Source organism: Azospirillum brasilense (assembly GCF_022023855.1).
GTDB lineage: Bacteria > Pseudomonadota > Alphaproteobacteria > Azospirillales > Azospirillaceae > Azospirillum > Azospirillum brasilense_F.
In genome coordinates, this window is record NZ_CP059452.1 from 404,799 (window position 1) to 425,360 (window position 20,562).

The window sequence follows — 20,562 nt, forward strand, 5'->3', positions numbered from 1 at the left end:
GTCTCTTCTTGTTCTACTGCATCAGGGCGCGGCTGATGACCAGCCGCTGGATGTCGCTCGTGCCCTCGTAAATCTGGCAGACGCGCACGTCTCTATAAATGCGCTCCACCGGGAAATCGTTCAGGTAGCCGTAGCCGCCGTGGATCTGGATGGCGTCGGAGCAGACGCGCTCGGCGATCTCGGAGGCCAACAGCTTCGCCATGGCCGCTTCCTTCAGGCAGGGCTCGCCCGCGTCGCGGAGGCTCGCGGCGTGCAGGACGAGCTGGCGCGCGGCCTCCACCTTCGTCGCCATGTCGGCCAGCCGGAAGGCCACCGCCTGATGCTGGATGATCGGCACGCCCATGCTCTGCCGCTCCTGGGCGTAGCGGGTGGCGTGGTCGAGCGCGGAGCGGGCCATGCCCACCGACTGCGAGGCGATGCCGATGCGCCCGCCCTCCAGGTTGGCGAGCGCCACCCGGTAGCCGCCGCCCTCCGCGCCCAGCATCAGGTCGGCGGGGACGCGGCAGTCCTCCAGGACGATCTGGCAGGTGTCGGAACAGCTCTGGCCGAGCTTCTCCTCGACCCGCGTGACCTGGAAGCCGGGGGTGTCGGTCGGCACGATGAAGGCGGTGATGCCCTTCTTGCCGGCGTCGGGGTCGCTGACCGCGAAGACGATGGCGACGTCGGCGTTCTTGCCGGAGGTGATGAACTGCTTGGTGCCGTTAAGGACCCAGTGGTTGCCGTCGCGGCGGGCGCGGGTCTTGATGGCGGCGGCGTCGGAGCCTGCCTGGGGCTCGGTCAGGCAGAAGCAGCCGAGCTGTTCGCCGCGGGCCATCGGCTTCAGGAAGCGGTCCTTCTGCTCGGCGCTGCCAAACTTCAGGATCGGCATACAGCCGACGGAGTTGTGCACGCTCATGATGGTGGAGATGGCGCCGTCGCCCGCCGCGATCTCCTCAATGGCGAGCGCGTAGGCGATGTGGTCGGTGCCGGCGCCGTCGAACGCCTCCGGCACCAGCATGCCCATCAGGCCGAGCTTGCCCATCTCGGCCAGTTCCTCCTTGGGGAAGGCGCCGGTGCGGTCGCGCTCGGCGGCGGTGGGCGCCAGCCGCTCCGCCGCGAAGTCCCGCGCCATGTCGCGCACCATCCGCTGCTCTTCCGTCAGCCGCATTGCTTTCCCTCCCGCGTGCATGTTGCCCCCACCCCGGCCCTCCCCCGCTTCGCAGGGGAGGGAGATTGGTCCCCTCCCCTGCGTGAGCGGGGGAGGGCCGGGGTGGGGGCTATACTCCCCGTCAGACCAACTCCACCGCCACCGCCGTGGCCTCGCCGCCGCCGATGCACAGGCTCGCGACGCCGCGCTTCAGCCCGTTCTTCTCCAGCGCCGCCAGCAGCGTCACCAGGATGCGGGCGCCCGACGCGCCGATCGGATGGCCGAGCGCGCAGGCGCCGCCATGCACGTTGATCCGGTCGTGCGGGATGTCGAGTTCGCGCATCGCCGCCATGGCGACCACGGCGAAGGCCTCGTTCAGCTCATAGAGGTCCACGTCCTTGGCCGACCAGCCGGCGCGCTCCAGCACCTTGTTGATCGCGCCGACCGGGGCGGTGGTGAACCAGGCCGGGGCCTGGGCGTGGTTGGCGTGGGCCTTGATCTCCGCGAGGATCGGCAGGCCCAGCTTTTCCGCGTTGGAGCGGGTGGTCAGCACCAGCGCCGCCGCACCGTCGGAGATGGAGGAGGCGTTGGCCGCCGTCACCGTGCCGTCCTTGGCGAAGGCGGGCTTCAGCGTCGGGATCTTGGCCGGGTCGGCCTTCAGCGGCTGCTCGTCCTTCTCGACCACCGTGTCGCCCTTGCGACCCTTGACGGTAACCGGGGTGATCTCCTTGACGAAGCTGCCGTCCTCGGTGGCGCGGCGGGCGCGGTTCAGGCTCTCGATGGCGTAGTTGTCCTGCGCCTCGCGGGTGAACTGGTAGTGGGTGGCGCATTCCTCCGCGAAGGTGCCCATCAGGCGCCCGCGGTCATAGGCGTCCTCCAGCCCGTCGAGGAACATGTGGTCGAGCACGCGGCCATGGCCCATGCGATAGCCGCCGCGCGCGCGGTCCAGCAGATAGGGGGCGTTGGACATGCTCTCCATGCCGCCGGCCACCATGATCTCGGCCGAGCCGGCCTTGATGAGATCGGTGGCGAGCATCACCGCCTTCATGCCCGACCCGCAGACCTTGGAGATGGTCGTGCAGCCCGCGGCCTCCGGGATGCCGGCGCCGAGCGACGCCTGACGAGCCGGCGCCTGTCCCAGACCGGCGGGCAGGACGTTGCCCATGAACACCTCGTCCACGGCCTCCGGCTTCACCCCGGCGCGCTCCAGCGCGGCCTTGATGGCGGCGGAGCCAAGCTGCGGCGCGGTCAGCCCCTGCAAGTCGCCTTGAAAGCCACCCATCGGGGTGCGGGCGGCGCCCGCGATGACAACGGTATCGGTCATGGTTCTTCCCTTCCCTTCGCCCTCGGCTTTACGCCGTTTCCTTGAACAGCTCGCGCCCGATCAGCATGCGGCGGATCTCGCTGGTGCCGGCGCCGATCTCGTAGAGCTTGGCGTCGCGCAGCAGGCGGCCCGTCGGGTATTCGTTGATGTAGCCATTGCCGCCCAGAGTCTGAATGGCCTCCAGCGCCATCCAGGTCGCCTTTTCGGCGGCGAAGAGGATCGCCCCGGCGGCGTCCTTGCGGGCCGTCTCGCCGCGGTCGCAGGCCTTGGCGACGGCGTACACATAGGCCTTGGCGGCGTTCATGATCGTGTACATGTCGGCCAGCTTGCCCTGCATGAGCTGGAACTCGCCGATCGGCTGGCCGAACTGCTTGCGGTCGTGCAGGTAGGGTACCACCACGTCCATGCAGGCCTGCATGATGCCGAGCGGCCCGCCGGCCAGCACCGCGCGTTCATAGTCCAGCCCCGACATCAGCACGTTCACGCCGCGCCCGACGCCGCCCAGGATGTTCTCCTCCGGCACCTCGCAATCCTCGAACACCAACTCGCCGGTGTTGGAGCCGCGCATGCCCAGCTTGTCGAGCTTCTGCGCGACGGAGAAGCCCTTGAACGACTTCTCGATCAGGAAGGCGGTGATGCCGCGCGGGCCGGCGTTGACGTCGGTCTTGGCGTAGACCACCAGCGTGTCGGCGTCCGGCCCGTTGGTAATCCACATCTTCGTGCCGTTCAGCACGTAGCGGTCGCCCTGCTTCTCGGCGCGGAGCTTCATCGAAACCACATCGGACCCGGCGTTCGGCTCCGACATGGCAAGCGCGCCGATGTGCTCGCCGGAGATCAGCTTCGGGAGGTAGCGGGTCTTCTGCTCCGCGGTACCGTTCTTGCGGATCTGGTTGACGCAGAGGTTGGAGTGCGCGCCGTAGCTGAGGCCGACCGAGGCCGAGGCGCGGGAAATCTCCTCCATTGCCACGACATGCTCCAGATAGCCCATGCCGGCGCCGCCGTATTCCTCCTCCGCCGTGACGCCGAGCACGCCGAGGTCGCCCAGCTTGCGCCACAGCTCGTTCGGGAACTCGTTGGTCCGGTCGATTTCCGCGGCGCGGGGCGCGATCTCGTCGGCGGCGAAGCTGCGCACGGTGTCGCGCAGCATGTCCGCGGATTCGCCGAGGTCGAAGTTCAGGGTCGGATACTGGTTCGACAGCATGGTGTTGGCGCTCCCCCCAGAGGTCTGTTCTTCGTTCCCGCCATACGGCGACGTATGGAGCCGTACGGTAGCGTATGGAAATGGGCGTGGCAAGGCCTCTTGGCCCGTCCCCCTTTCGGAGGAGGCCCAAGAGGGTCCGCTCACTTCAAGTTGATGATGATCGTCTTCTTGTGGGTGAAGTGCTCAAGCATCGCCTCCAGCGAGGCCTCCTTGCCGAGGCCGGAGGACTTCACGCCGCCGTAGGACAGGTTCGGCTGCACGACCAAGTTCTGGTTCACCTGCACGAACCCGGCCTCCAGCCGGTGCACCGCGTCCATCGCCACCTTCAGGTCGCGCGTCCAGATCGTCGCCGCGAGGCCGTATTCGGTGTCGTTGGCCTGGGCGATGACCTCTTCGTAGTCGGTCCAGCGGATGACGCAGCAGACCGGGCCGAAGATCTCCTCCTGCGCGATGCGGTCGCTGTTCTTCACGCCGGTGAAGATGTGCGGCTGCACGTACAGGCCCTTGGTCAGCTTCGGGTCGGACGGCATGGCCGAGCAGACATGCGGAGTCGCCCCGCCCTCCTTGCCGATGGCGATGTAGCTCTGCACCCGGTCGAGCTGCTGGGGCGAGACGATGGTGCCGATGTCGGTCGACTCGTCCAGCGGGTCGCCCATCTTCATGGCGTTCACCTTCTCCTTCAGCTTCTCCACGAAGGCGTCGTGGATGCTGTCATGGACGAAGATGCGCGAGGAGGCGGTGCAGCTCTGGCCCTGGCGGGTGAAGCGCATGCCGGCGATGGCGCCCGCAATGGCCTGCTCCAGGTCAGCGTCGCCGCAGACGATCATCGGGCTCTTGCCGCCCAGTTCCAGCGTCACCGGGATCAGCTTCTCGGCGGCGGTCTTGTAGACGATCTTGCCGGTCTCGACGGAGCCGGTAAAGGTCACCTTCTTGACGTCCTTGTGCGCCACCAACGGGGCGCCGCATTCCGGGCCGTAGCCCGACAGGATGTTCACCACCCCGGCCGGAATCACCGTGTTGATGAGCTGCACGACGCGCAGGACGGCGAGCGGCGCCTCCTCCGCCGACTTCACCACCACGGCGTTGCCCGCCACCATCGCCGGGGCAATCTTCAGCGCCATCAGCAGCAGCGGCACGTTCCACGGGATGATCGCGCCGACCACGCCCACCGGTTCGCGCACCGTCATGGTCAGCATGCTCGGGTTGAAGGGGACGGTCTCGCCCTTCAGTTCCGGCGCCAGACCGCCGAAGAAGACGAAGGCGTCGGAGAGGACGCCGGCCTCGACGCGCGACTCGGTGCGCAGCGCCTTGCCGGTCTCCAGCGCGATCAGCTTGGCAATTTCCTCCTTGTGGGCGTCGAGCACGCGCCCGCATTCGGCGACCAGCTTGCCGCGCTCGCGCACCGGGCGCTTGGCCCATTCCTTCTGCGCAGCCACCGCGGCGGCCACCGCAGCGTCCACGTCCGCCGCCTCGCCGAAGGCGGCCTCGGCCACCGTCTCGCCGGTCGCCGGGTTCACGACGGGGAAGCCCTTGCCGGAGGAAGCCGGGCGGAACTCGCCGCCGAAGAAATGCTTGCCCGACAGCTCCCTGGCGAGCGCGAAGGGGTCGAGCTGGAGGTCGGTGCTGACGCTCATGGCGAAAAGGTCCTCGTGTGTATCGGGTCGGTTATCGTTGTTTTCGGGTATCGTCGGCGCTCAGGCGCGGGCGTCTTCGATGACCTTACCGTCGTTGGGCAGGCTGCCGGGGGCCGCGAACTCCACGACACCCTTCAATTTGGTGACGGCGGCCAGAGTTTCACGCACCGACGCCGCCAAAGCCTCGCCGGACTCGGGCGACTCGCAGCGCAGGGTCATGGTGTCGTTGGCGTCCTCCCGCCCGACGACGAGGCGGGCCTTGCCGATCTGCGGGTGGCGGCGCAGCACCTCGGCGATCTGCTGCGGATGGACGAACATGCCCTTGACCTTGGTGGTCTGGTCGGCGCGGCCCATCCAGCCCTTCAGCCGCATGTTGGTGCGCCCGCAGGGGCTCTCGCCGGGCAGCACTGCGGACAGGTCACCGGTGGCGAAGCGGACCAGCGGATAGGCCTGGTTGAAGGTGGTGACGACGACCTCCCCCACCTCGCCCTCCGGAACGGGATCGCCGGTGCCGGGGCGGACGATCTCCACGATCACGCCCTCCTCCACCACCAGCCCGGCGCGGGCCGGCGTCTCGTAGGCGACGAGGCCGAGGTCGGCGGTGCCGTAGCTCTGGTAGGCGGCGATGCCGCGGCCCTCGTAATAAGCGCGGGCGTCCGGCAGGAAGGGGCCGCCGGTCAGATGGCCGATCGCGATGGAGGACAGTTCCAGCCCCAGCTCGTCGCCCTTCTCCAGGATGATCTTCAGGAAGTCGGGTGTGCCGATGTAGGCCCGCGGCTTCAGATGGGCGGCCACCTGGGCCTGCATCTCGGTGTTGCCGACGCCGGCGGGGATGACCGCGCAGCCCAGCGCGTGCGCGCCCGTCTCGAACATCGAGCCGGCGGGGGTCAGGTGGTAGGCGAAGCAGTTCTGCACGAGGTCGCCGCCGCGGATGCCCGAGGCGTAGAGCGCCCGCGCGGTGCGCCAGGGGTCGGTGCCGTGGGCCTCCGGATCGTGGATCGGACCGGGCGAGGCGAAGACGCGGGCCAGCCGCCCGATGGCGACCGTGGTCATCCCGCCGAAGGGTGGCACCTCCCTTTGCAGCGCGATCAGGTCCGACTTGCGGGTGACCGGCAGCGCGGCGAGCGCGGCCCGGTCGCGGACGGCGGCGGGGTCCACATCGGCCAGCAGGCGGGTGAAATAGGGCGCGTTCGCCTTGGCGTGGGCGATCTGCGCCGGCAGCGCCGCGAACAGCTCCGCCTCGCGCCGGTCGGGGGAGCGGGTTTCGAGTTGATCGTAAGTGTCGGACACCGATGCCTCCCGGCTGTTTTTCTTGGGGTGTCGCATGGAGCCCCCACCCAAACCCTCCCCCGCTTCGCAGGGGAGGGCTCAACTCCTCCCCCTGCAAAGCGGGGGGAGGTTGGGAGGGGGGCCCGTGACGACCACTCCTCTCACGTCAAATCCAGCGCTTCCGGCGCTTGAAGCTCTTGAGATTCTTGAAGCTCTTGCGCTCTTCGTTGCCGCCGCCGAGGTAGAACTCCTTCACGTCCTCGTTGTTGCGCAGCTCCTCGGCGGTGCCGTCGAGGACGACCTTGCCGTTCTCCATGATGTAGCCGCGCGTCGCGGCCTGGAGCGCCATGCGGGCGTTCTGCTCGACCAGCAGGATGGTGACGCCCAGATCCTTGTTGATCTGCCGGATGATGCTGAAGACCTCCTTCACCATCAGCGGCGACAGGCCCATCGACGGCTCGTCCATCAGGATCAGCTTCGGCCGGGCCATCATCGCGCGCCCGATGGCCAGCATTTGCTGCTCGCCGCCCGACAGGTAGCCGGCAAGGCCGGTGCGTTCCTTCAGGCGGGGAAAATAGTGATAGACCATCTCAATGTCGTCCTTCACGCCGCCGTCGCGGCGGGTGAAGGCGCCGAGGCGCAGATTCTCCTGGCAGGTCATGTCGCCGATGATGCGGCGGCCCTCCATCACCTGGAAGATGCCGCGCCGGACGATCTTGTCGGGGTCGATGCCGTTGATGCGCTCGCCCGCGAAGGAGATGTCGCCGCGCGTGACCTCGCCGTCCTCGGTCTTGAGCAGGCCGGAGATGGCTTTGAGCGTCGTCGATTTGCCGGCGCCGTTGGCGCCCAGCAGGGCCACGATCTCCCCCTCCGGCACTTCCAGGCTGAGGCCGCGGAGCACCAGGATGACGTCGTTGTAGACGACCTCGATGTTGTTGACGGACAGCAGCGGCGCCTTGGCCGTGCCGGGAACCGGAGCCGGGGCGACCGCAGTCGCGGTGGCGGCGTTCATCATGCGGCACCTGATGCAGTGTAACGGGACGGAAGCCCCCGCCGCTTGTTTGCGGCGGGGGCGATCCGGCTTACCAGCCCAGCCACTCCGGCTTGCGCGGGACGTCGATGGTGGCGATCTTCTCCAGCTTGATCGTGCCGGCCTTCACCAGCTCGTCCACCGAGCCGCCGGTATCGCCGGCCACGTTGGCGCGGTACAGGTTGACCTTGTCCATGCCGCGGTGATCGGTCTCGGTCCAAGTCGACGGCACGCAGACGCCCTCCAGGCCTGCCGGCACCCAATCCTTCTTCTGGTACATGCCCTTGCGGATGTTCGGACCGGTCACGCCGCCGTTCTGCTTCGCCCAGTCCATGGCTTCCTTCATGTAGAAGGCGGAGCAGATGCCCGACACATAGTGCACCGGACGGTAGGCGGTGCCGGCGGCGTCGGAAACCTTGGAAATCTCCTTGACGATCTTCATGCCCGGCGCGTCGCCGCCCCAGATCGCCGCGGTGCGGACCGGGAAGATCACGCCGTTGGCGGCCGAGCCGGCGGCCTTGGCGGCGTTCTCGTCCATGCCCCAGACGTTGCCCATGAACTGCACCTGGGCGCCGACCGTCTGGCAGGCCTTCAGCACGGAGATGTTCGAGCCCGCCGTGTTGCCGAGATAGGCGTAGTTGGCGCCGGCCTGCTTCAGCGTCAGGCACTGGGCGGTGTAGTCGCCCGGCGTCAGGGCGAACTGCACCGCCGGAAGGACATCGAAGCCCAACTCCTTGGCGAGTTGCTCACCGGCTTCCTTCGGGGCGTTCGGGTAGGGGTGGTTGGCGCCCATGTGGACGTACTTGGGCTTGCCCGAGCCGCCCTTCTTCTTCCAGTCCTCGGCCGCCCACATCAGCATGGCGCGCAGGCCGTCGGAGTAGGACGGGCCATAGAAGAAGTTGTAAGGGGCTGGCTTGGAGCCGTGCGGGCCGTTGCCGGTCGGGTCGGTCAGGTGGCCCGAGTAGGAGCCGGAATAGTAGGGAATCTCGTCCTTGCCGACGAAGCCGGTCAGCGCCTCGGTGTCGGCGGTGCCCCAGCCCTGGATGGCCGCGACCTTGCCGCTGCCCGACGACCACTTCTTGTATTGGCTGATGGCGCGCGGCGCCTGATAGCCGTAGTCCACCGTCTCGACGTCCATCGTCGTGCCACCGACGCCGCCGTTCTTGTTGATGTAGGCGAGCGCGTCGGCGACGCCCTGGCCGAAGGGCACGCCCACGTCCGACGTAGCACCGGACTGGTCGGCGAGATGGCCGACCGGGATTTTCTGGGCGTTGGCGGCCGCGGTGCCGAGCAGGACGACGGCGGCGGACGCCAGCAGGACGGTCTTCATGGTCATGGTGCGTTTTCTCCCAGTCGTTATGTTTTTCAGAAGCCGATGTGCGAGAGGCGTGCCAGGGCGAAAAGGGCCCTAGTGCGAGAACGGGTAGAGCTTCCAGTAGGCCTTGATCTGCTTCCAGCGGTGGGCCAGCCCGTCCGGTTCGAAGACCAGGAACAGGATGATGACCAAACCGATGGCCATTTCGCGCAGGAAGGCGATGGCCTCCCTCAGGTTCAGCGCGGCGTCGATGGCGGTGCCGGACAGCGCCGTGGTGATGGCCTGCATCACCTCGGGCAGCAGCACCATGAAGGCGGTGCCCATCAGCGAGCCCATGATCGAGCCCAGGCCCCCGATGATGATCATGCCGAGGAACTGGATCGAGAAGAGGATCGTGAAGCCCTCCACCGACACGAACTGCAGATAGTGGGCGTAGAGCGCGCCGCCGATGCCAGCGTAGAAGGACGAGATGCCGAAGGACATCGTGCGGTACTTGGTCAGGTTGATGCCCATGATCTCCGCGGAGAGATAATGGTCACGCACCGCCACCAGCGCCCGCCCGTCGCGCGACCGCATCAGGTTGGTCGCCAGGATGTACATGACGACCACATAGACCAGCACGACGTAGAAGAAGCTCTCGTCGGTGTCGAAGGCGTAGCCGAACAGGGTGAAGGGCTCCGCGATCGTCCCGGCGGTGCCGCCGGTGAACCAGTCGGCGCGCGAGAAGAAGTCCTGGAGGATGTACTGCGCCGCCAGCGTGGCGATGGCGAGGTACAGGCCCTTCAGCCGCGCCGCCGGGATGCCGAACAGCATGCCGACCGCGGTGGTCATCACGCCGGCCAGCGGAATGGCGAGCGCCACCGGGATGCCGAAGCTGTTCGACAGCCACGCCGACGAGAAGGCGCCGAAGCCGAAGAAGGCGGCGTGCCCGATGGAGATCTGGCCGGTGAAGCCGACCAGGATGTTCAGCCCCAGCGCCGCGATGCCCAGATAGCCGATCTGGATGCACAGGTTCAGCCAGTAGCGGTCCATGAAGGCCGGGCAGAGCAGAAGCAGCGCCACGCCCAGGATCGCGAAGTTGCGGCTGGTCTTGGTCGGGAAGATGGTCGTGTCGGCGGCGTACCGGGTCTTGAAGTCGCCGCAGGGGATGAGACTGATGTTCGCCATGGTTGCGGCCGCTCCTTACACGCGCTCGATGTCCTTGGTGCCGAAGAGGCCGTAGGGCTTGATCATCAGGATGACGATCAGGACGTAGAAGGGGGCGATCTCGTACATGTTGCCCCAGTTCAGCCACTGGCTGTCCAGGTAGTGCGCGAGATTCTCCAGCACGCCGACGATCAGGCCGCCCAGCACCGCCCCGGCCACGCTGTCCAGCCCGCCGAGGATGACCGCCGGGAAGACCTTGATGCCGAAGAAAGAGAGCGCGGAGGACACGCCGTTGACGACGCCGACCGTGACGCCGGCCACCGCCGACACCATGGCGGAGATGGCCCAGCTCATCGCGAACATGTGGCGGACGGAGATGCCCAGCGACTGCGCGACCTGCTGGTCGAAGGCGGTCGCCCGCATCGCCAGACCCATCCGCGAGTATTTGAAGAACCAGCCGAAGCCCGCCATGATCAGGATCGAGATGACCAGGCTCATCACATAGACGGTCTGCACGTCGAGCCCGAGGATGTTCACGGTCGGGCTGGCGAAGATGGTCGGGAACGGCTTGGCGAAGACGCCGAACATCCACTTCATCATCGCCTGGAAGAAGATCGACAGGCCGATGGTGACCATGATGACGGAGATGATCGGCTCCCCGATCATCGGCCTCAGCACGACGACCTGAAGCACGATGCCGAAGACCAGCATGAAGGCCAGCGTGATCGGAAAGCCGATCCAGAAGGGCAACTGCCAGGAGGTCAGCAGCCACCAGCAGGTCCAGGCGCCGATCAGCAGGAATTCGCCCTGGGCGAAGTTCACGATGCGGCTGGCCTTGTAGATCAGCACGAAGGACATCGCCACGACGCCGTACAGCGCGCCGACGATCAGTCCGTTGACGAGAAGCTGGAAGAGCAAGGTCATGGCGTGGCCTCGTCTTTGTTCCCTCTCCCCTCTGGAGAGAGGGGTAGGGTGAGGGGGTTCCGGAGGGACTGGAGAGTTCGGCAAACGCCGAACTCCCTCACCCCGCCCCTCTCCCCAGAGGGGAGAGGGAGATTAGTGCGCATCACCGCCCCCTCACGCCGCGGCCTGCGCCGGCTTCTTGGCCGGCGTGGGCAGCAGGTCGACCACCTTCAGCACGGTGCGGATGCGTTGCTTGGTGCCGTCCTGGAAGGTGATGGTGGTGTCCACGTCGATGGCCGGCTGGCCCGCGTAGATGGAGTCAATGATCTCGCCGTACTTCTCGGCGATCACGCCGCGCCGCACCTTGCGGGTGCGGGTCAGCTCGCCGTCGTCGGCGTCCAGTTCCTTGTAGAGCAGCAGGAACTTGGTGATTCGCTGAAACTCCGGCAGCGTCGCGTTCACCCGCTCCACTTCCTGGCGCAGCAGCTCGTAGACCTCCGGCTTGGACGCCAGATCGGAATAGGTGGTGAAGGCGATGCGGTTCTTCTCGGCCCACTTCGACACGATGGGGAAGCGGATGCAGATGATCGCCGAAAGGTAGGGCCGCTTGTTGCCCAGGATCACCGCCTCGGCCACATAGGGGCTGAACTTCAGCTTGTTCTCGATGTATTGCGGGCTGAAGCGGTCGTTGTTGCTGGTGGTGGCGATGTCCTTGATGCGGTCGATGATGACCAGATGGCCCTTCTTGTCGAAGAAGCCGGCGTCGCCCGTGTGCATCCAGCCGTCGCGCAGGTCCGCCGTGGTCGAGGCCTCGTTGCGGTAGTAGCCGGCGAACATGTTGGGGTGGCTGACGACGATTTCGCCGATGCCGTTCTGGTCGGGTTCGATCACCTTGACCTTGACGCCGTCGTCGAAGGGGACGCCCACCGTGTCGAAATCCACGTCGTTCGAACGGTGCACCGTGTAGGCGCCCATCGTCTCGGTCTGGCCGTAGATCTGGCGCAGCGGCACGCCCAGCGCCTGGAAGAACTTGAAGGTGTCGGGGCCGAGCGCCGCACCGCCGGTCGCCGCCGACTTCAGGTTGGTGAAGCCCAGGCGGTCTCGCAGCGCTGCGAAGAGAATGCGGTCGGCGACCGCGGAGCGGGTTCCGTTGGCGAGCGCCTCCAGCCCCAGCTTCATGCCGTAATCGTACATCTTCTGCTTGAAGGGGGAGGCGTCCATCATGCGGGCGCGCACGTCGGCGGCGATCTGCTCCCACAGGCGGGGGGCGAACAGCACGAAGCTCGGCCCGATCTCGCGGAAGTCGTTCATCATCGTCTCGGCTTCCTCGACGAAGTTCACGCGCATCCGCGACACCATGCCCATGCCGACGGCGTAGATCTGCTCCATGATCCAGGACAGCGGCAGCACCGACACATACTCGTCGGTCGGCCCCTTGGGGTCCACCGACAGGTAGCTGGCGACGTGGCGGATCAGCCGACCGGCCGGCAGCATCGCCAGCTTCGGGTTCGAGGTGGTGCCCGAGGTGGTGCAGAGCACCGCCACGTCGTCGCCGCGCGTCGCGCCGACCAGCTCCTCGTAGAGGTTCGGCTTCTCGGCGTGCAGCGCGTTGCCCAGCTTTACCAGCTCCGCCGCCTCCATGAGGCGCGGGTCGCTGTATTTGCGCATGCCGCGGGGGTCGGAATAGATGATGTGCTTCAGCGTCGGCAGGCGCTCACCGAGGTTCAGCAGCTTGTCGACCTGCTCCTCATCCTCCGCGAAGATGATGTGAACGTCGGCGTAGGTGATGAGGTAGGCGACCTCCTCGTCCATGGCGTCGCGGTAGATGCCCAGGCTCATGGCGCCCATGGCGTGGGCGGCGATTTCCCCCATCACCCAGTCGGGCCGGTTGTCGCCGAGCAGGGCCACCACATGGCCGCGCTCCACGCCGAGCTTGATGAGGCCGAGCGTGAAGGCGCGCACGCGGGCGTGCATGTCCGCCCAGGTGAACTCGCGCCAGATGCCGAAATCCTTCTCGCGCATGGCGACGTCGCCACCATGCTCGCGGGCGTGCAGGGTCAGCAGCTTCGGCAGCGTGTCGTGAGTCTTGATATCCGGAAGAGACATCACGCGACCTCCTGCTTGGGCGGCGGGGCCACGGCCTCGTCCTCCTCGTCGTCCTCGCCGAGATAGGCGCGTTTGACGCGCGGGTCGGCCAGAACCTCCTCGGGCGTGCCCTCGGCGATCTTCTTGCCGAATTCCAGGACGATCACGCGGTGGGAGATGTCCATCACGACGCCCATGTCGTGCTCGATCATCACCACCGTCATGCCGAACTCCTCGTTCAGATCGACGATGTAGCGGGCCATGTCCTCCTTCTCCTCCAGGTTCATGCCCGCCATGGGCTCGTCCAGGAGGATCAGGTCGGGTTTCAGCGCGATGGCGCGGGCCAGTTCGACCCGCTTGCGCAGGCCATAGGAGAGCGTGCCGGCGGTGGCCTTGCGGACATGCTGGATTTCCAGGAAGTCGATGATCTCCTCGACCTCGCGGCGGTGGGCCAACTCCTCCTTGCGGGCGCCGGTCAGCCAGTAGAGGGAGCCGGTGAAGAAGTTGTTCTTCAGCAGGTGGTGCCGCCCGACCATGATGTTGTCGAGCACCGTCATGTGGCCGAACAGCGCCAGATTCTGGAAGGTGCGCCCGATGCCGAGCGAGGCGCGGTGGTTGGGCGTCATGCCCGTGATGTCCTGGCCCTTGAAATAGACCTTTCCGTCGGTGGGCCGGTAGCGGCCGGAGATGCAGTTGACCATGGAGGTCTTGCCCGCACCGTTCGGGCCGATGATGGAGAACAGCTCCCCCTTGCGGATGCTGAAACCGACGTCGGTCAGCGCCTGCACGCCGCCAAAGCGCAAGGACACGCCCCGAGCTTCGAAGATGGTGTCCGATGGGGAGGCCGCGCGGGTGGCGTCGGCCGGATGGGCGTAACCGCGTGGCGATGCGACGGGCGCGCCTGACATTTCCTCCTCCGTTGCTGTGGAACTGCCTTTTTTATCGTTCGCCGGACTGTTTGAGTGGCGAACTGGTCCATATTGTGGACCGTCCTTTATGCAACGACCGAACTATAACCCGTGATGCGCACCGTTTTCAACACGGACATTCCGTGTATGCATGTTTTTCGGAGCGACATCTGACTCAAAGGTCCATAATATGGACCCCATCATGACCCGGCCCGATTCCGACACCGAAACCGCCCCCGCCGGAGCGTCCGGCGGCACGCAAAGCCTGGAGCGCGCGCTGGCCCTGCTGCGTGCCGTCGCGGCCCACGGGGCGGAGGGCGCGCGTCTGGCCGACCTGATGGGGGACACCGCCCTGTCGAAGGCGACGGCGCACCGCCTGCTGACCGCGCTGGCGCGGGAACGTTTCATCGACCAGGACCCGCGCAGCCGCCGCTACCATCTGGGGCCGGAATTGGATTCGTTGGGCCGCATCGCCGCCGCACGCCACCGCTCCGAAGGCGAGAACGACACCCTGGCGCCCGGTCCGGCCACCGTTCAGCCCACCGCCTTCCTCCGCCCGGATTACCAGGGCGAGGCGATTCCGCTCGCCGATCTGCTGTGCGACCGTCACGCCCGCGCCGACGGCGCCCGCGCCGCCCTGCTGCACGAAAGCGTCGCCGGCCAGACGACCGAGCTGAGCTTCGCCCGGCTGGCCCGCGATTCGGCGCGCTTCGCCGCGGTGCTGCGCGGCCTCGGCGTCGGGCGCGGCGACCGGGTGGCGGTGCTGCTGCCCAAGGGGGCGGAGCTGCTGATCGCCGCGCTGGCGATCTGGCGGTTGGGCGGAGTCTACATGCCGCTCTTCACCACCTACTCCGCCGCCGCGGTTGCTTATCGGCTGGCCGACAGCGAGGCGCGGGCGATCGTCACCACCGGTTTCCTGCGCCGCAAGATCCCACGCGACAACAGCCGCCCCGTGGTGATGGTGGAGGGGGACGAGGCCTTTGGTCCCGGCGCCGACGCGGTGCCCTTCTGGTCCGCGCTTCATGAATCGGCCCCCTTGCCAGACATCGCCCGCTACGCCGATCGCGACGCCTTCGCGCTGATCTACACCTCCGAGGCGGAGCCGAAGCCGCTTGGCGTCTCGCTCCCCGTGATGGCGCTGGCCGGGATCGAGCAGTACATGCGGATCGGCCTCGACCTGCGCGACGACGACATCTATTGGAACATGGCCGATCCCGGCTGGGCCTACGGCGCCTATTACGGGCTGGTCGGGCCGCTGCTGCTCGGGCGCACGACGATCTTCTGTGACGGCCCCTACGACGTGCGGCAGGGCTACCGGATGCTGACCAAGTTCGGCGTCACCAACCTGACCTGCGCGCCGTCCCAGATCCGCGCCTGGCACAGCGCCGACCCGGAGGGCGGTCCGCACAAGCTGGCGCTGCGCATCCTGTCGGTGGTCGGCGAACCGTTGCCGCCGGAACTGATCGGCTGGGCGAACCGGGTGGTCAGCGTCCCTTTGCTCGACCAGTACGGGCAGCGCGAGACCGGCATCTTCATGATGAACCGCTACGACCCCGGCCACGCCGACCGCACCGCCGATTCCTCGCTGGGACGGCCCCTGCCGGGCTTCCGCGTGGTCATCCTCGACCCGCAGGGGCGCGAGGCGCCGGTCGGCGGCGCGGGCGAGATCGCCATCGACGTGGAGTCCTCGCCGCTCTTCTGGTTCGACGCCTACGCCAACGATCCGGGGCGCACCGCCGCCCGTTTCCGCCACGGCCGCCGCTACTACCTCACCGGCGACTGGGCGTTCCTGGACGGCGACGGCAACATCCATTTCCGCGGCCGGGCGTCAGACGCCATCGTCATGCAGCAGGCGGATTGAGGAGCGGCGTTTGCCCCCACCCCGGCCCTCCCCCGCCGGGCGGGGGAGGGTGATTATAGCGAAGCGACGGCAGTTCCCTCCCCCGCCCAGCGGGGGAGGGTTAGGGTGGGGGCAATGTTCGCCCTCACACCTTCCCGCGCAGCAGATTGACGATGCCGGAGAAGTCCTTTCCCCCAAAGCCCGCGTTGCAGAACAGCGCGTACATCTGCGCCGCCTCGCCGCCGAGCGGCAGCGGGCTGCCGGTGCTCTGCCCAGCCTCCACCGCCAGCTTCAGGTCCTTCAGCATCAGCGCGGCGGCGAAGCCCGGCTGATAGTCGCGGTTGGCCGGCGAGGTCGGGACCGGACCGGGCACCGGGCAATAGCTGGTCAGCGACCAGCACTGGCCCGACGACTTCGATGCCACGTCGAACAGCTTTTGCGACTCCAGCCCCAGCTTCTCGGCGAGCGCGAAGGCTTCCGACACGCCGATCATCGAGATGCCGAGGATCATGTTGTTGCAGATCTTCGCCGCTTGGCCGTTGCCCGGTCCGCCGGTGTGCACGATGGCCTTGCCCATCGCCGACAGGATCGGCTCGGCGCGGCGGAAGGCGGTGTCGCTGCCGCCGACCATGAAGGTCAGAGTCGCCGCCTCGGCGCCGCCGACGCCGCCGGACACCGGCGCGTCGACCATGGCGTGGCCCGCCGCCTCCGCCGCCGCGGCGACGGCGCGGGCGCTGTCCACATCGACGGTGGAACTGTCGATGAACAGGCTGCCCGGCTTGGCCTTGGCGATGATGCCGTCCGGCGCCGTGTAGACCTCGCGCACATGCTTGCCGGCGGGCAGCATGGTCACGACCACCTCGGCCTCCCCCGCCGCGGCGCCGGGGCCGGTGGCGATGGTGGCGCCGGCGTCGCGCGCGGCGGTGCAGGCGGCTTCCGACAGGTCAAAGGCCAGGACGGTGTGGCCGGCCTTCAGCAGGTTGCGCATCATCGGCGCACCCATGTTGCCCAGCCCGATAAAGGCGATCGTCGCCATTGCGTTTCCCCTAGTCTTACTGTGACGCTGTTTGTTGTGATGCTGTCAGCCGCCGGTCAGGTGGCGGGCGATGATGACGCGCATGATTTCGTTGGTGCCTTCGAGTATCTGGTGAACCCGCAGGTCGCGGAAAATCCGCTCGATCGGGTACTCCTTGATGTAGCCGTAGCCGCCGTGGAGCTGCAGCGCCTCGTTCACCACCTGAAACCCCACGTCGGTGGCGAAGCGCTTGGCCATCGCGCAATGGGCGGTCGCCTCCGGCGACCCGGCGTCGAGGCTGGCGGCGGCGCGGTGCAGCATCAGCCGGGCGGCGTCCAGCTCCGTCGCCATGTCGGCCAGCTTGAACTGCAGGGACTGGAAGGCGTTCAGCGGCTTGCCGAACTGCTTGCGCTCCGTGGTGTAGGCAATGGCCTGCTCCAGGCAGAAGCGCGCCCCGCCGACCGAGCAGGCGGCTATGTTCAGACGCCCGCCGTCCAGACCCTTCATGGCGATGCGGAAGCCCTCGCCCTCCTCGCCGATGCGGTTGGCGACGGGCACGCGGCAGTTCTCGAAGATGACCGCCGAGGTCGGCTGGCTCTTCCAGCCCAGCTTGTGCTCCTGCTTGCCGAAGGACAGGCCGGGCGTCCCCTTTTCCACGACGATGCAGGAGATGCCCTTGGGACCGGGTTCGCCGGTGCGGACCATACAGACATAGACGTCCGACGTGCCGCCGCCGGAGATGAAGGCCTTCGAGCCGTTCAGCACGTAATGGTCGCCGTCCCGCTCCGCCCGCGTGCGCAGCGAGGCCGCGTCGGACCCCGCCCCCGGCTCGGTCAGGCAATAGCTGGCAAAATGCTCCATGGTCGTCAGCTTGGGCAGGAAGCGCTCACGCTGCTCCGCGTTGCCGAAGCGGTCGATCATCCAGGAGGCCATGTTGTGGATGGAGATGTAGGCCGCCGTGGACGGGCAGGCCGCCGACAACTCCTCGAAGATCAGCGCCGCGTCCAGCCGCCCGAGACCGGAGCCGCCGAACTCCTCCTCCACATAGATGCCGGCGAAGCCGAGTGCGGCGGCCTGCCGCAGGGTGTCGACGGGAAAGACGCTGTTCTCATCCCAGTGCGCGGCGTTCGGCGCCATTTCCTGCTGCGCGAAATCGCGCGCCGTGTCGCGGAACGCCTGCTGCTCCTCCGAAAGCGCAAAATCCATGCGCATCCTCCCCAGAACCGCAGTGGCCCGGAGATCCATGACGGATCTCCGGTTCTCATTGTTGGATGGAAGGACTATCATGCTGGATACGCGCTGTCCATCTCTTGTATACAGAGACGGGGGCGGCGGAAAGCCGCGGACTAGGAAGGGGACACGCTCGGGATGAGCGACCGGATTGCCGCCAGCAAGACCACCGATAAGGGCGCCACCCGCGCCGACGAGGTGCGGCTCGCCATCGAGGAGGACATCTTCCTGGGCCGGCTGCGCCCCGGAACACGGCTGGACGAGGAAAGCCTCGCCCAGCGCTTCAACATCTCCCGCACCCCGATCCGGGAGGCGATCCTCCAGCTCGTCCACGCCGGGCTGGTGGAAAAGCAGCCGCGCCAGGGGGCGGTGGTGGCGCCGCTGAAGCTGCACCGCATGGTGCAGATGTTCGAGGTGATGTCGGAAATCGAAGGGCTGTGCGCCCGCTTCGCCGCCCGCCGCATGTCGGAGGAGGAGAAGCAGGCCCTGAAACACCTGCACGACACCTCGAAGGCGCATATGGAGGCGCGGGAGCTGGACGCTTACTACGCGGTAAACCGCTCCTTCCACGAGGCCGTCCAGGCGGGCAGCCACAACGAGCCGCTGCAGGAGATCGCGCGCGGCCTGTTCGCCCGGCTGGCGCCCTACCGCCGCTACCAGCTCAACCACCCCTACCGCGTCAAGGACAGCTTCAAGGAGCATGACGACGTGGTGGAGGCGATCCTGGTCGGCGACCCGGAGGCCGCCTACGCCGCCATGCGGCGCCATGTGACCATCCAGATCGACATCTTCACCGAGTTCGTGTCCATTATGGGCGGAAACGAAATACAATAACCCGGTCTTCCGTATACAAAGATGTGGCCGACAACAGGTGCCCGTGCTACACCCTGGACACCGGATCACCGGGTGCATGGAGGGAATCATAATGTCCGACGTGGGTGGCAATCTGTTCGAGCTGTTCCGTTCCCGCTTTCCGGCGGACCGCAGCCGCCCCTTCGCCGAGACCGAGCCCGGCACCGCCAACGCCCGCACCGTCACCTACGGCGATCTTGAGGCGTTGACCGGCCGTTACGCCAACCTGCTCGCCGACCTCGGCCTGAAGAAGGGCGACCGGGTCGCCGTCCAGGTGGAGAAGTCGGTCGAGAACATCATCCTCTATCTCGCCACCGTGCGGGCGGGCGGCGTCTTCCTGCCGCTGAACCCGGCCTACACAAAGGCGGAGGTCGAGTATTTCCTGACCGATGCCGAGCCGCACGTCTTCGTCGCCCGTCCCGAATCCGCCGACGCGCTGCGCGAGGTCGCTGACAAGGCCAAGGTCGCCCATCTGCTGACTCTCGGCACCCACGGCGACGGCACCCTGCCGGAGCAGGCCGCCGGCAAGGGCACGGACTTCGCGACCGTCCCGGCCGAGGCCGACGATCTGGCCGCGATCCTCTACACCTCCGGCACCACCGGGCGGTCGAAGGGGGCGATGATGAGCCACCGCAACCTCGGTTCCAACGCGCTGACGCTGCACAAATACTGGGGCTTCCAGCCGGACGACGTGCTGCTGCACGCCCTGCCGATCTTCCACACGCACGGCCTGTTCGTGGCGACCAACTGCGTGCTGCTGAACGGCTCCTCCATGCTGTTCCTGCCGAAGTTCGACGCTGAGCAGGTCATGGGGCTGCTGCCGCGCGCCACGGTGATGATGGGCGTGCCGACCTTCTACACCCGCCTGCTCGCCCATCCCGGCCTGACGCGCGAGGCGACGGCGCACATGCGGCTGTTCGTTTCCGGCTCGGCGCCGCTGCTCGCCGACACGCACAAGGAGTTCTCCGCCCGCACCGGCCACGCGATCCTGGAGCGCTACGGCATGACCGAGACCGGCATGCTGACCTCCAATCCGCTGGACGGCGACCGTATCCCCGGCACGGTCGGCTTCCCGCTGCCGGAGGTGTCGGTGCGCGTCGTCGACCCGGAGACCGGCGCGAGCCTCGGCACCGACGCGATCGGCATCATCGAGGTGGCCGGGCCGAACGTCTTCTCCGGCTACTGGCGGATGCCCGAGAAGACGAAGCAGGAGATAAAGCCGGACGGCTTCTTCATCACCGGCGACGTCGGCAAGGTGGACGGGCGCGGCTACGTCCACATCGTGGGGCGCGCCAAGGACCTCATCATCTCCGGCGGCTTCAACGTCTACCCGAAGGAAGTTGAGACGGTCATCGACGGCATCGACGGGGTGGTCGAATCGGCGGTGGTCGGCGTCCCGCACCCCGACTTCGGCGAGGCGGTGACCGCCGTGGTGCTGCGCAAGCCTGGCAGCGCCACCCCGGACGAGGCGGCGGTGATCGCCGTCTGCAAGGAGCAGCTCGCCAACTTCAAGGTGCCCAAGCGCGTCTTCTTCATGGACGAGCTGCCGCGCAACGCCATGGGCAAGGTGCAAAAGAACCTGCTGCGCGACGCCCACAAGGATCTGTTCACTACGGCGAAGGCGCGCTGAGGCGCGCCGGGCTTCCCCTCTCCGGTCAAATCCGTATAAGGTTCGGCTTTTTTC

The 20,562-nt window shown here is 67.3% G+C and carries 16 protein-coding genes; 3 read left to right on the forward strand and 13 right to left on the reverse strand.

What is annotated here, in order from left to right; genetic code table 11:
• Positions 1–13: 13 nt before the first annotated feature.
• From H1Q64_RS28320 to H1Q64_RS28370, 11 genes are all read right to left on the reverse strand, one after another.
• Positions 14–1,147: an acyl-CoA dehydrogenase family protein gene (locus H1Q64_RS28320; RefSeq protein WP_237907224.1), complete on the reverse strand. Its 1,134-nt coding sequence runs from the start codon at positions 1,145–1,147 to the stop codon at positions 14–16.
• A gap of 121 nt (positions 1,148–1,268) precedes the next feature.
• Positions 1,269–2,450, reverse strand: a complete 1,182-nt coding sequence (locus tag H1Q64_RS28325; protein ID WP_237907225.1) for an acetyl-CoA C-acyltransferase — start codon at positions 2,448–2,450, stop codon at positions 1,269–1,271.
• A 28-nt stretch (positions 2,451–2,478) separates the two neighbouring features.
• Positions 2,479–3,651 (reverse strand): isovaleryl-CoA dehydrogenase, encoded by a 1,173-nt coding sequence (locus H1Q64_RS28330; RefSeq protein ID WP_237907226.1) that lies wholly within the window; start codon positions 3,649–3,651, stop codon positions 2,479–2,481.
• 140 nt (positions 3,652–3,791) lie between these two features.
• Positions 3,792–5,285 (reverse strand): aldehyde dehydrogenase family protein, encoded by a 1,494-nt coding sequence (locus H1Q64_RS28335; protein WP_237907227.1) that lies wholly within the window; start codon positions 5,283–5,285, stop codon positions 3,792–3,794.
• Between the two features lie 60 nt (positions 5,286–5,345).
• Positions 5,346–6,575 carry a phenylacetate--CoA ligase family protein gene (locus H1Q64_RS28340; RefSeq protein ID WP_237907228.1) on the reverse strand — a complete coding sequence of 410 codons (1,230 nt, stop codon included), beginning with the start codon at positions 6,573–6,575 and terminating at the stop codon, positions 5,346–5,348.
• A gap of 145 nt (positions 6,576–6,720) precedes the next feature.
• Entirely contained in the window at positions 6,721–7,566 is an 846-nt protein-coding gene (locus H1Q64_RS28345; RefSeq protein WP_145624901.1) for an ABC transporter ATP-binding protein, read from the reverse strand.
• A gap of 70 nt (positions 7,567–7,636) precedes the next feature.
• A complete protein-coding gene (locus H1Q64_RS28350; RefSeq protein WP_237907229.1) occupies positions 7,637–8,920 on the reverse strand; it encodes an ABC transporter substrate-binding protein in 1,284 nt (427 codons plus the stop codon).
• Between the two features lie 72 nt (positions 8,921–8,992).
• A complete protein-coding gene (locus H1Q64_RS28355) occupies positions 8,993–10,066 on the reverse strand; it encodes a branched-chain amino acid ABC transporter permease (RefSeq protein WP_109469029.1) in 1,074 nt (357 codons plus the stop codon).
• A 15-nt stretch (positions 10,067–10,081) separates the two neighbouring features.
• Entirely contained in the window at positions 10,082–10,969 is an 888-nt protein-coding gene (locus tag H1Q64_RS28360) for a branched-chain amino acid ABC transporter permease (protein ID WP_014241711.1), read from the reverse strand.
• A gap of 153 nt (positions 10,970–11,122) precedes the next feature.
• Positions 11,123–13,054 carry a long-chain fatty acid--CoA ligase gene (locus tag H1Q64_RS28365; protein ID WP_237907230.1) on the reverse strand — a complete coding sequence of 644 codons (1,932 nt, stop codon included), beginning with the start codon at positions 13,052–13,054 and terminating at the stop codon, positions 11,123–11,125.
• On the reverse strand, positions 13,054–13,941 hold the full coding sequence (locus H1Q64_RS28370) for an ABC transporter ATP-binding protein (protein WP_014241713.1): 888 nt from the start codon (positions 13,939–13,941) through the stop codon (positions 13,054–13,056). Before H1Q64_RS28370 ends, H1Q64_RS28365 begins: the two co-directional genes overlap by 1 nt.
• Positions 13,942–14,143: 202 nt before the next feature.
• Between H1Q64_RS28370 and H1Q64_RS28375 the strand changes: the two genes are divergently transcribed.
• Positions 14,144–15,802 (forward strand): AMP-binding protein, encoded by a 1,659-nt coding sequence (locus H1Q64_RS28375; protein ID WP_237907231.1) that lies wholly within the window; start codon positions 14,144–14,146, stop codon positions 15,800–15,802.
• Positions 15,803–15,926: 124 nt separating this feature from the next.
• Here the strand turns inward: H1Q64_RS28375 and mmsB are convergent, their stop codons facing one another.
• Positions 15,927–16,817 (reverse strand): 3-hydroxyisobutyrate dehydrogenase, encoded by an 891-nt coding sequence (mmsB, locus tag H1Q64_RS28380; RefSeq protein WP_237907232.1) that lies wholly within the window; start codon positions 16,815–16,817, stop codon positions 15,927–15,929.
• A gap of 45 nt (positions 16,818–16,862) precedes the next feature.
• Complete coding sequence (locus tag H1Q64_RS28385; protein WP_237907233.1) at positions 16,863–18,002, reverse strand: isobutyryl-CoA dehydrogenase; 1,140 nt, start codon at positions 18,000–18,002, stop codon at positions 16,863–16,865.
• A gap of 162 nt (positions 18,003–18,164) precedes the next feature.
• On the opposite strand from H1Q64_RS28385, the gene H1Q64_RS28390 reads away from it, so the two are divergent.
• Positions 18,165–18,860: a GntR family transcriptional regulator gene (locus tag H1Q64_RS28390; RefSeq protein WP_237907234.1), complete on the forward strand. Its 696-nt coding sequence runs from the start codon at positions 18,165–18,167 to the stop codon at positions 18,858–18,860.
• A gap of 91 nt (positions 18,861–18,951) precedes the next feature.
• Entirely contained in the window at positions 18,952–20,508 is a 1,557-nt protein-coding gene (locus H1Q64_RS28395) for a malonate--CoA ligase (RefSeq protein ID WP_237907235.1), read from the forward strand.
• Positions 20,509–20,562: the final 54 nt, after the last annotated feature.

Excerpts from the sequence above, each read along its gene's own strand:
- H1Q64_RS28320 (WP_237907224.1), bottom strand. The coding sequence starts at position 1,147 with ATGCGGCTGACGGAAGAGCAGCGGATGGTGCGCGACATGGCGCGGGAC.
- H1Q64_RS28325 (WP_237907225.1), bottom strand. The coding sequence starts at position 2,450 with ATGACCGATACCGTTGTCATCGCGGGCGCCGCCCGCACCCCGATGGGT.
- H1Q64_RS28330 (WP_237907226.1), bottom strand. The coding sequence starts at position 3,651 with ATGCTGTCGAACCAGTATCCGACCCTGAACTTCGACCTCGGCGAATCC.
- H1Q64_RS28335 (WP_237907227.1), bottom strand. The coding sequence starts at position 5,285 with ATGAGCGTCAGCACCGACCTCCAGCTCGACCCCTTCGCGCTCGCCAGG.
- H1Q64_RS28345 (WP_145624901.1), bottom strand. The coding sequence starts at position 7,566 with ATGAACGCCGCCACCGCGACTGCGGTCGCCCCGGCTCCGGTTCCCGGC.
- H1Q64_RS28350 (WP_237907229.1), bottom strand. The coding sequence starts at position 8,920 with ATGACCATGAAGACCGTCCTGCTGGCGTCCGCCGCCGTCGTCCTGCTC.
- H1Q64_RS28355 (WP_109469029.1), bottom strand. The coding sequence starts at position 10,066 with ATGGCGAACATCAGTCTCATCCCCTGCGGCGACTTCAAGACCCGGTAC.
- H1Q64_RS28360 (WP_014241711.1), bottom strand. The coding sequence starts at position 10,969 with ATGACCTTGCTCTTCCAGCTTCTCGTCAACGGACTGATCGTCGGCGCG.
- H1Q64_RS28365 (WP_237907230.1), bottom strand. The coding sequence starts at position 13,054 with ATGTCTCTTCCGGATATCAAGACTCACGACACGCTGCCGAAGCTGCTG.
- H1Q64_RS28370 (WP_014241713.1), bottom strand. The coding sequence starts at position 13,941 with ATGTCAGGCGCGCCCGTCGCATCGCCACGCGGTTACGCCCATCCGGCC.
- H1Q64_RS28375 (WP_237907231.1), top strand. The coding sequence starts at position 14,144 with ATGACCCGGCCCGATTCCGACACCGAAACCGCCCCCGCCGGAGCGTCC.
- mmsB (WP_237907232.1), bottom strand. The coding sequence starts at position 16,817 with ATGGCGACGATCGCCTTTATCGGGCTGGGCAACATGGGTGCGCCGATG.
- H1Q64_RS28385 (WP_237907233.1), bottom strand. The coding sequence starts at position 18,002 with ATGGATTTTGCGCTTTCGGAGGAGCAGCAGGCGTTCCGCGACACGGCG.
- H1Q64_RS28390 (WP_237907234.1), top strand. The coding sequence starts at position 18,165 with ATGAGCGACCGGATTGCCGCCAGCAAGACCACCGATAAGGGCGCCACC.
- H1Q64_RS28395 (WP_237907235.1), top strand. The coding sequence starts at position 18,952 with ATGTCCGACGTGGGTGGCAATCTGTTCGAGCTGTTCCGTTCCCGCTTT.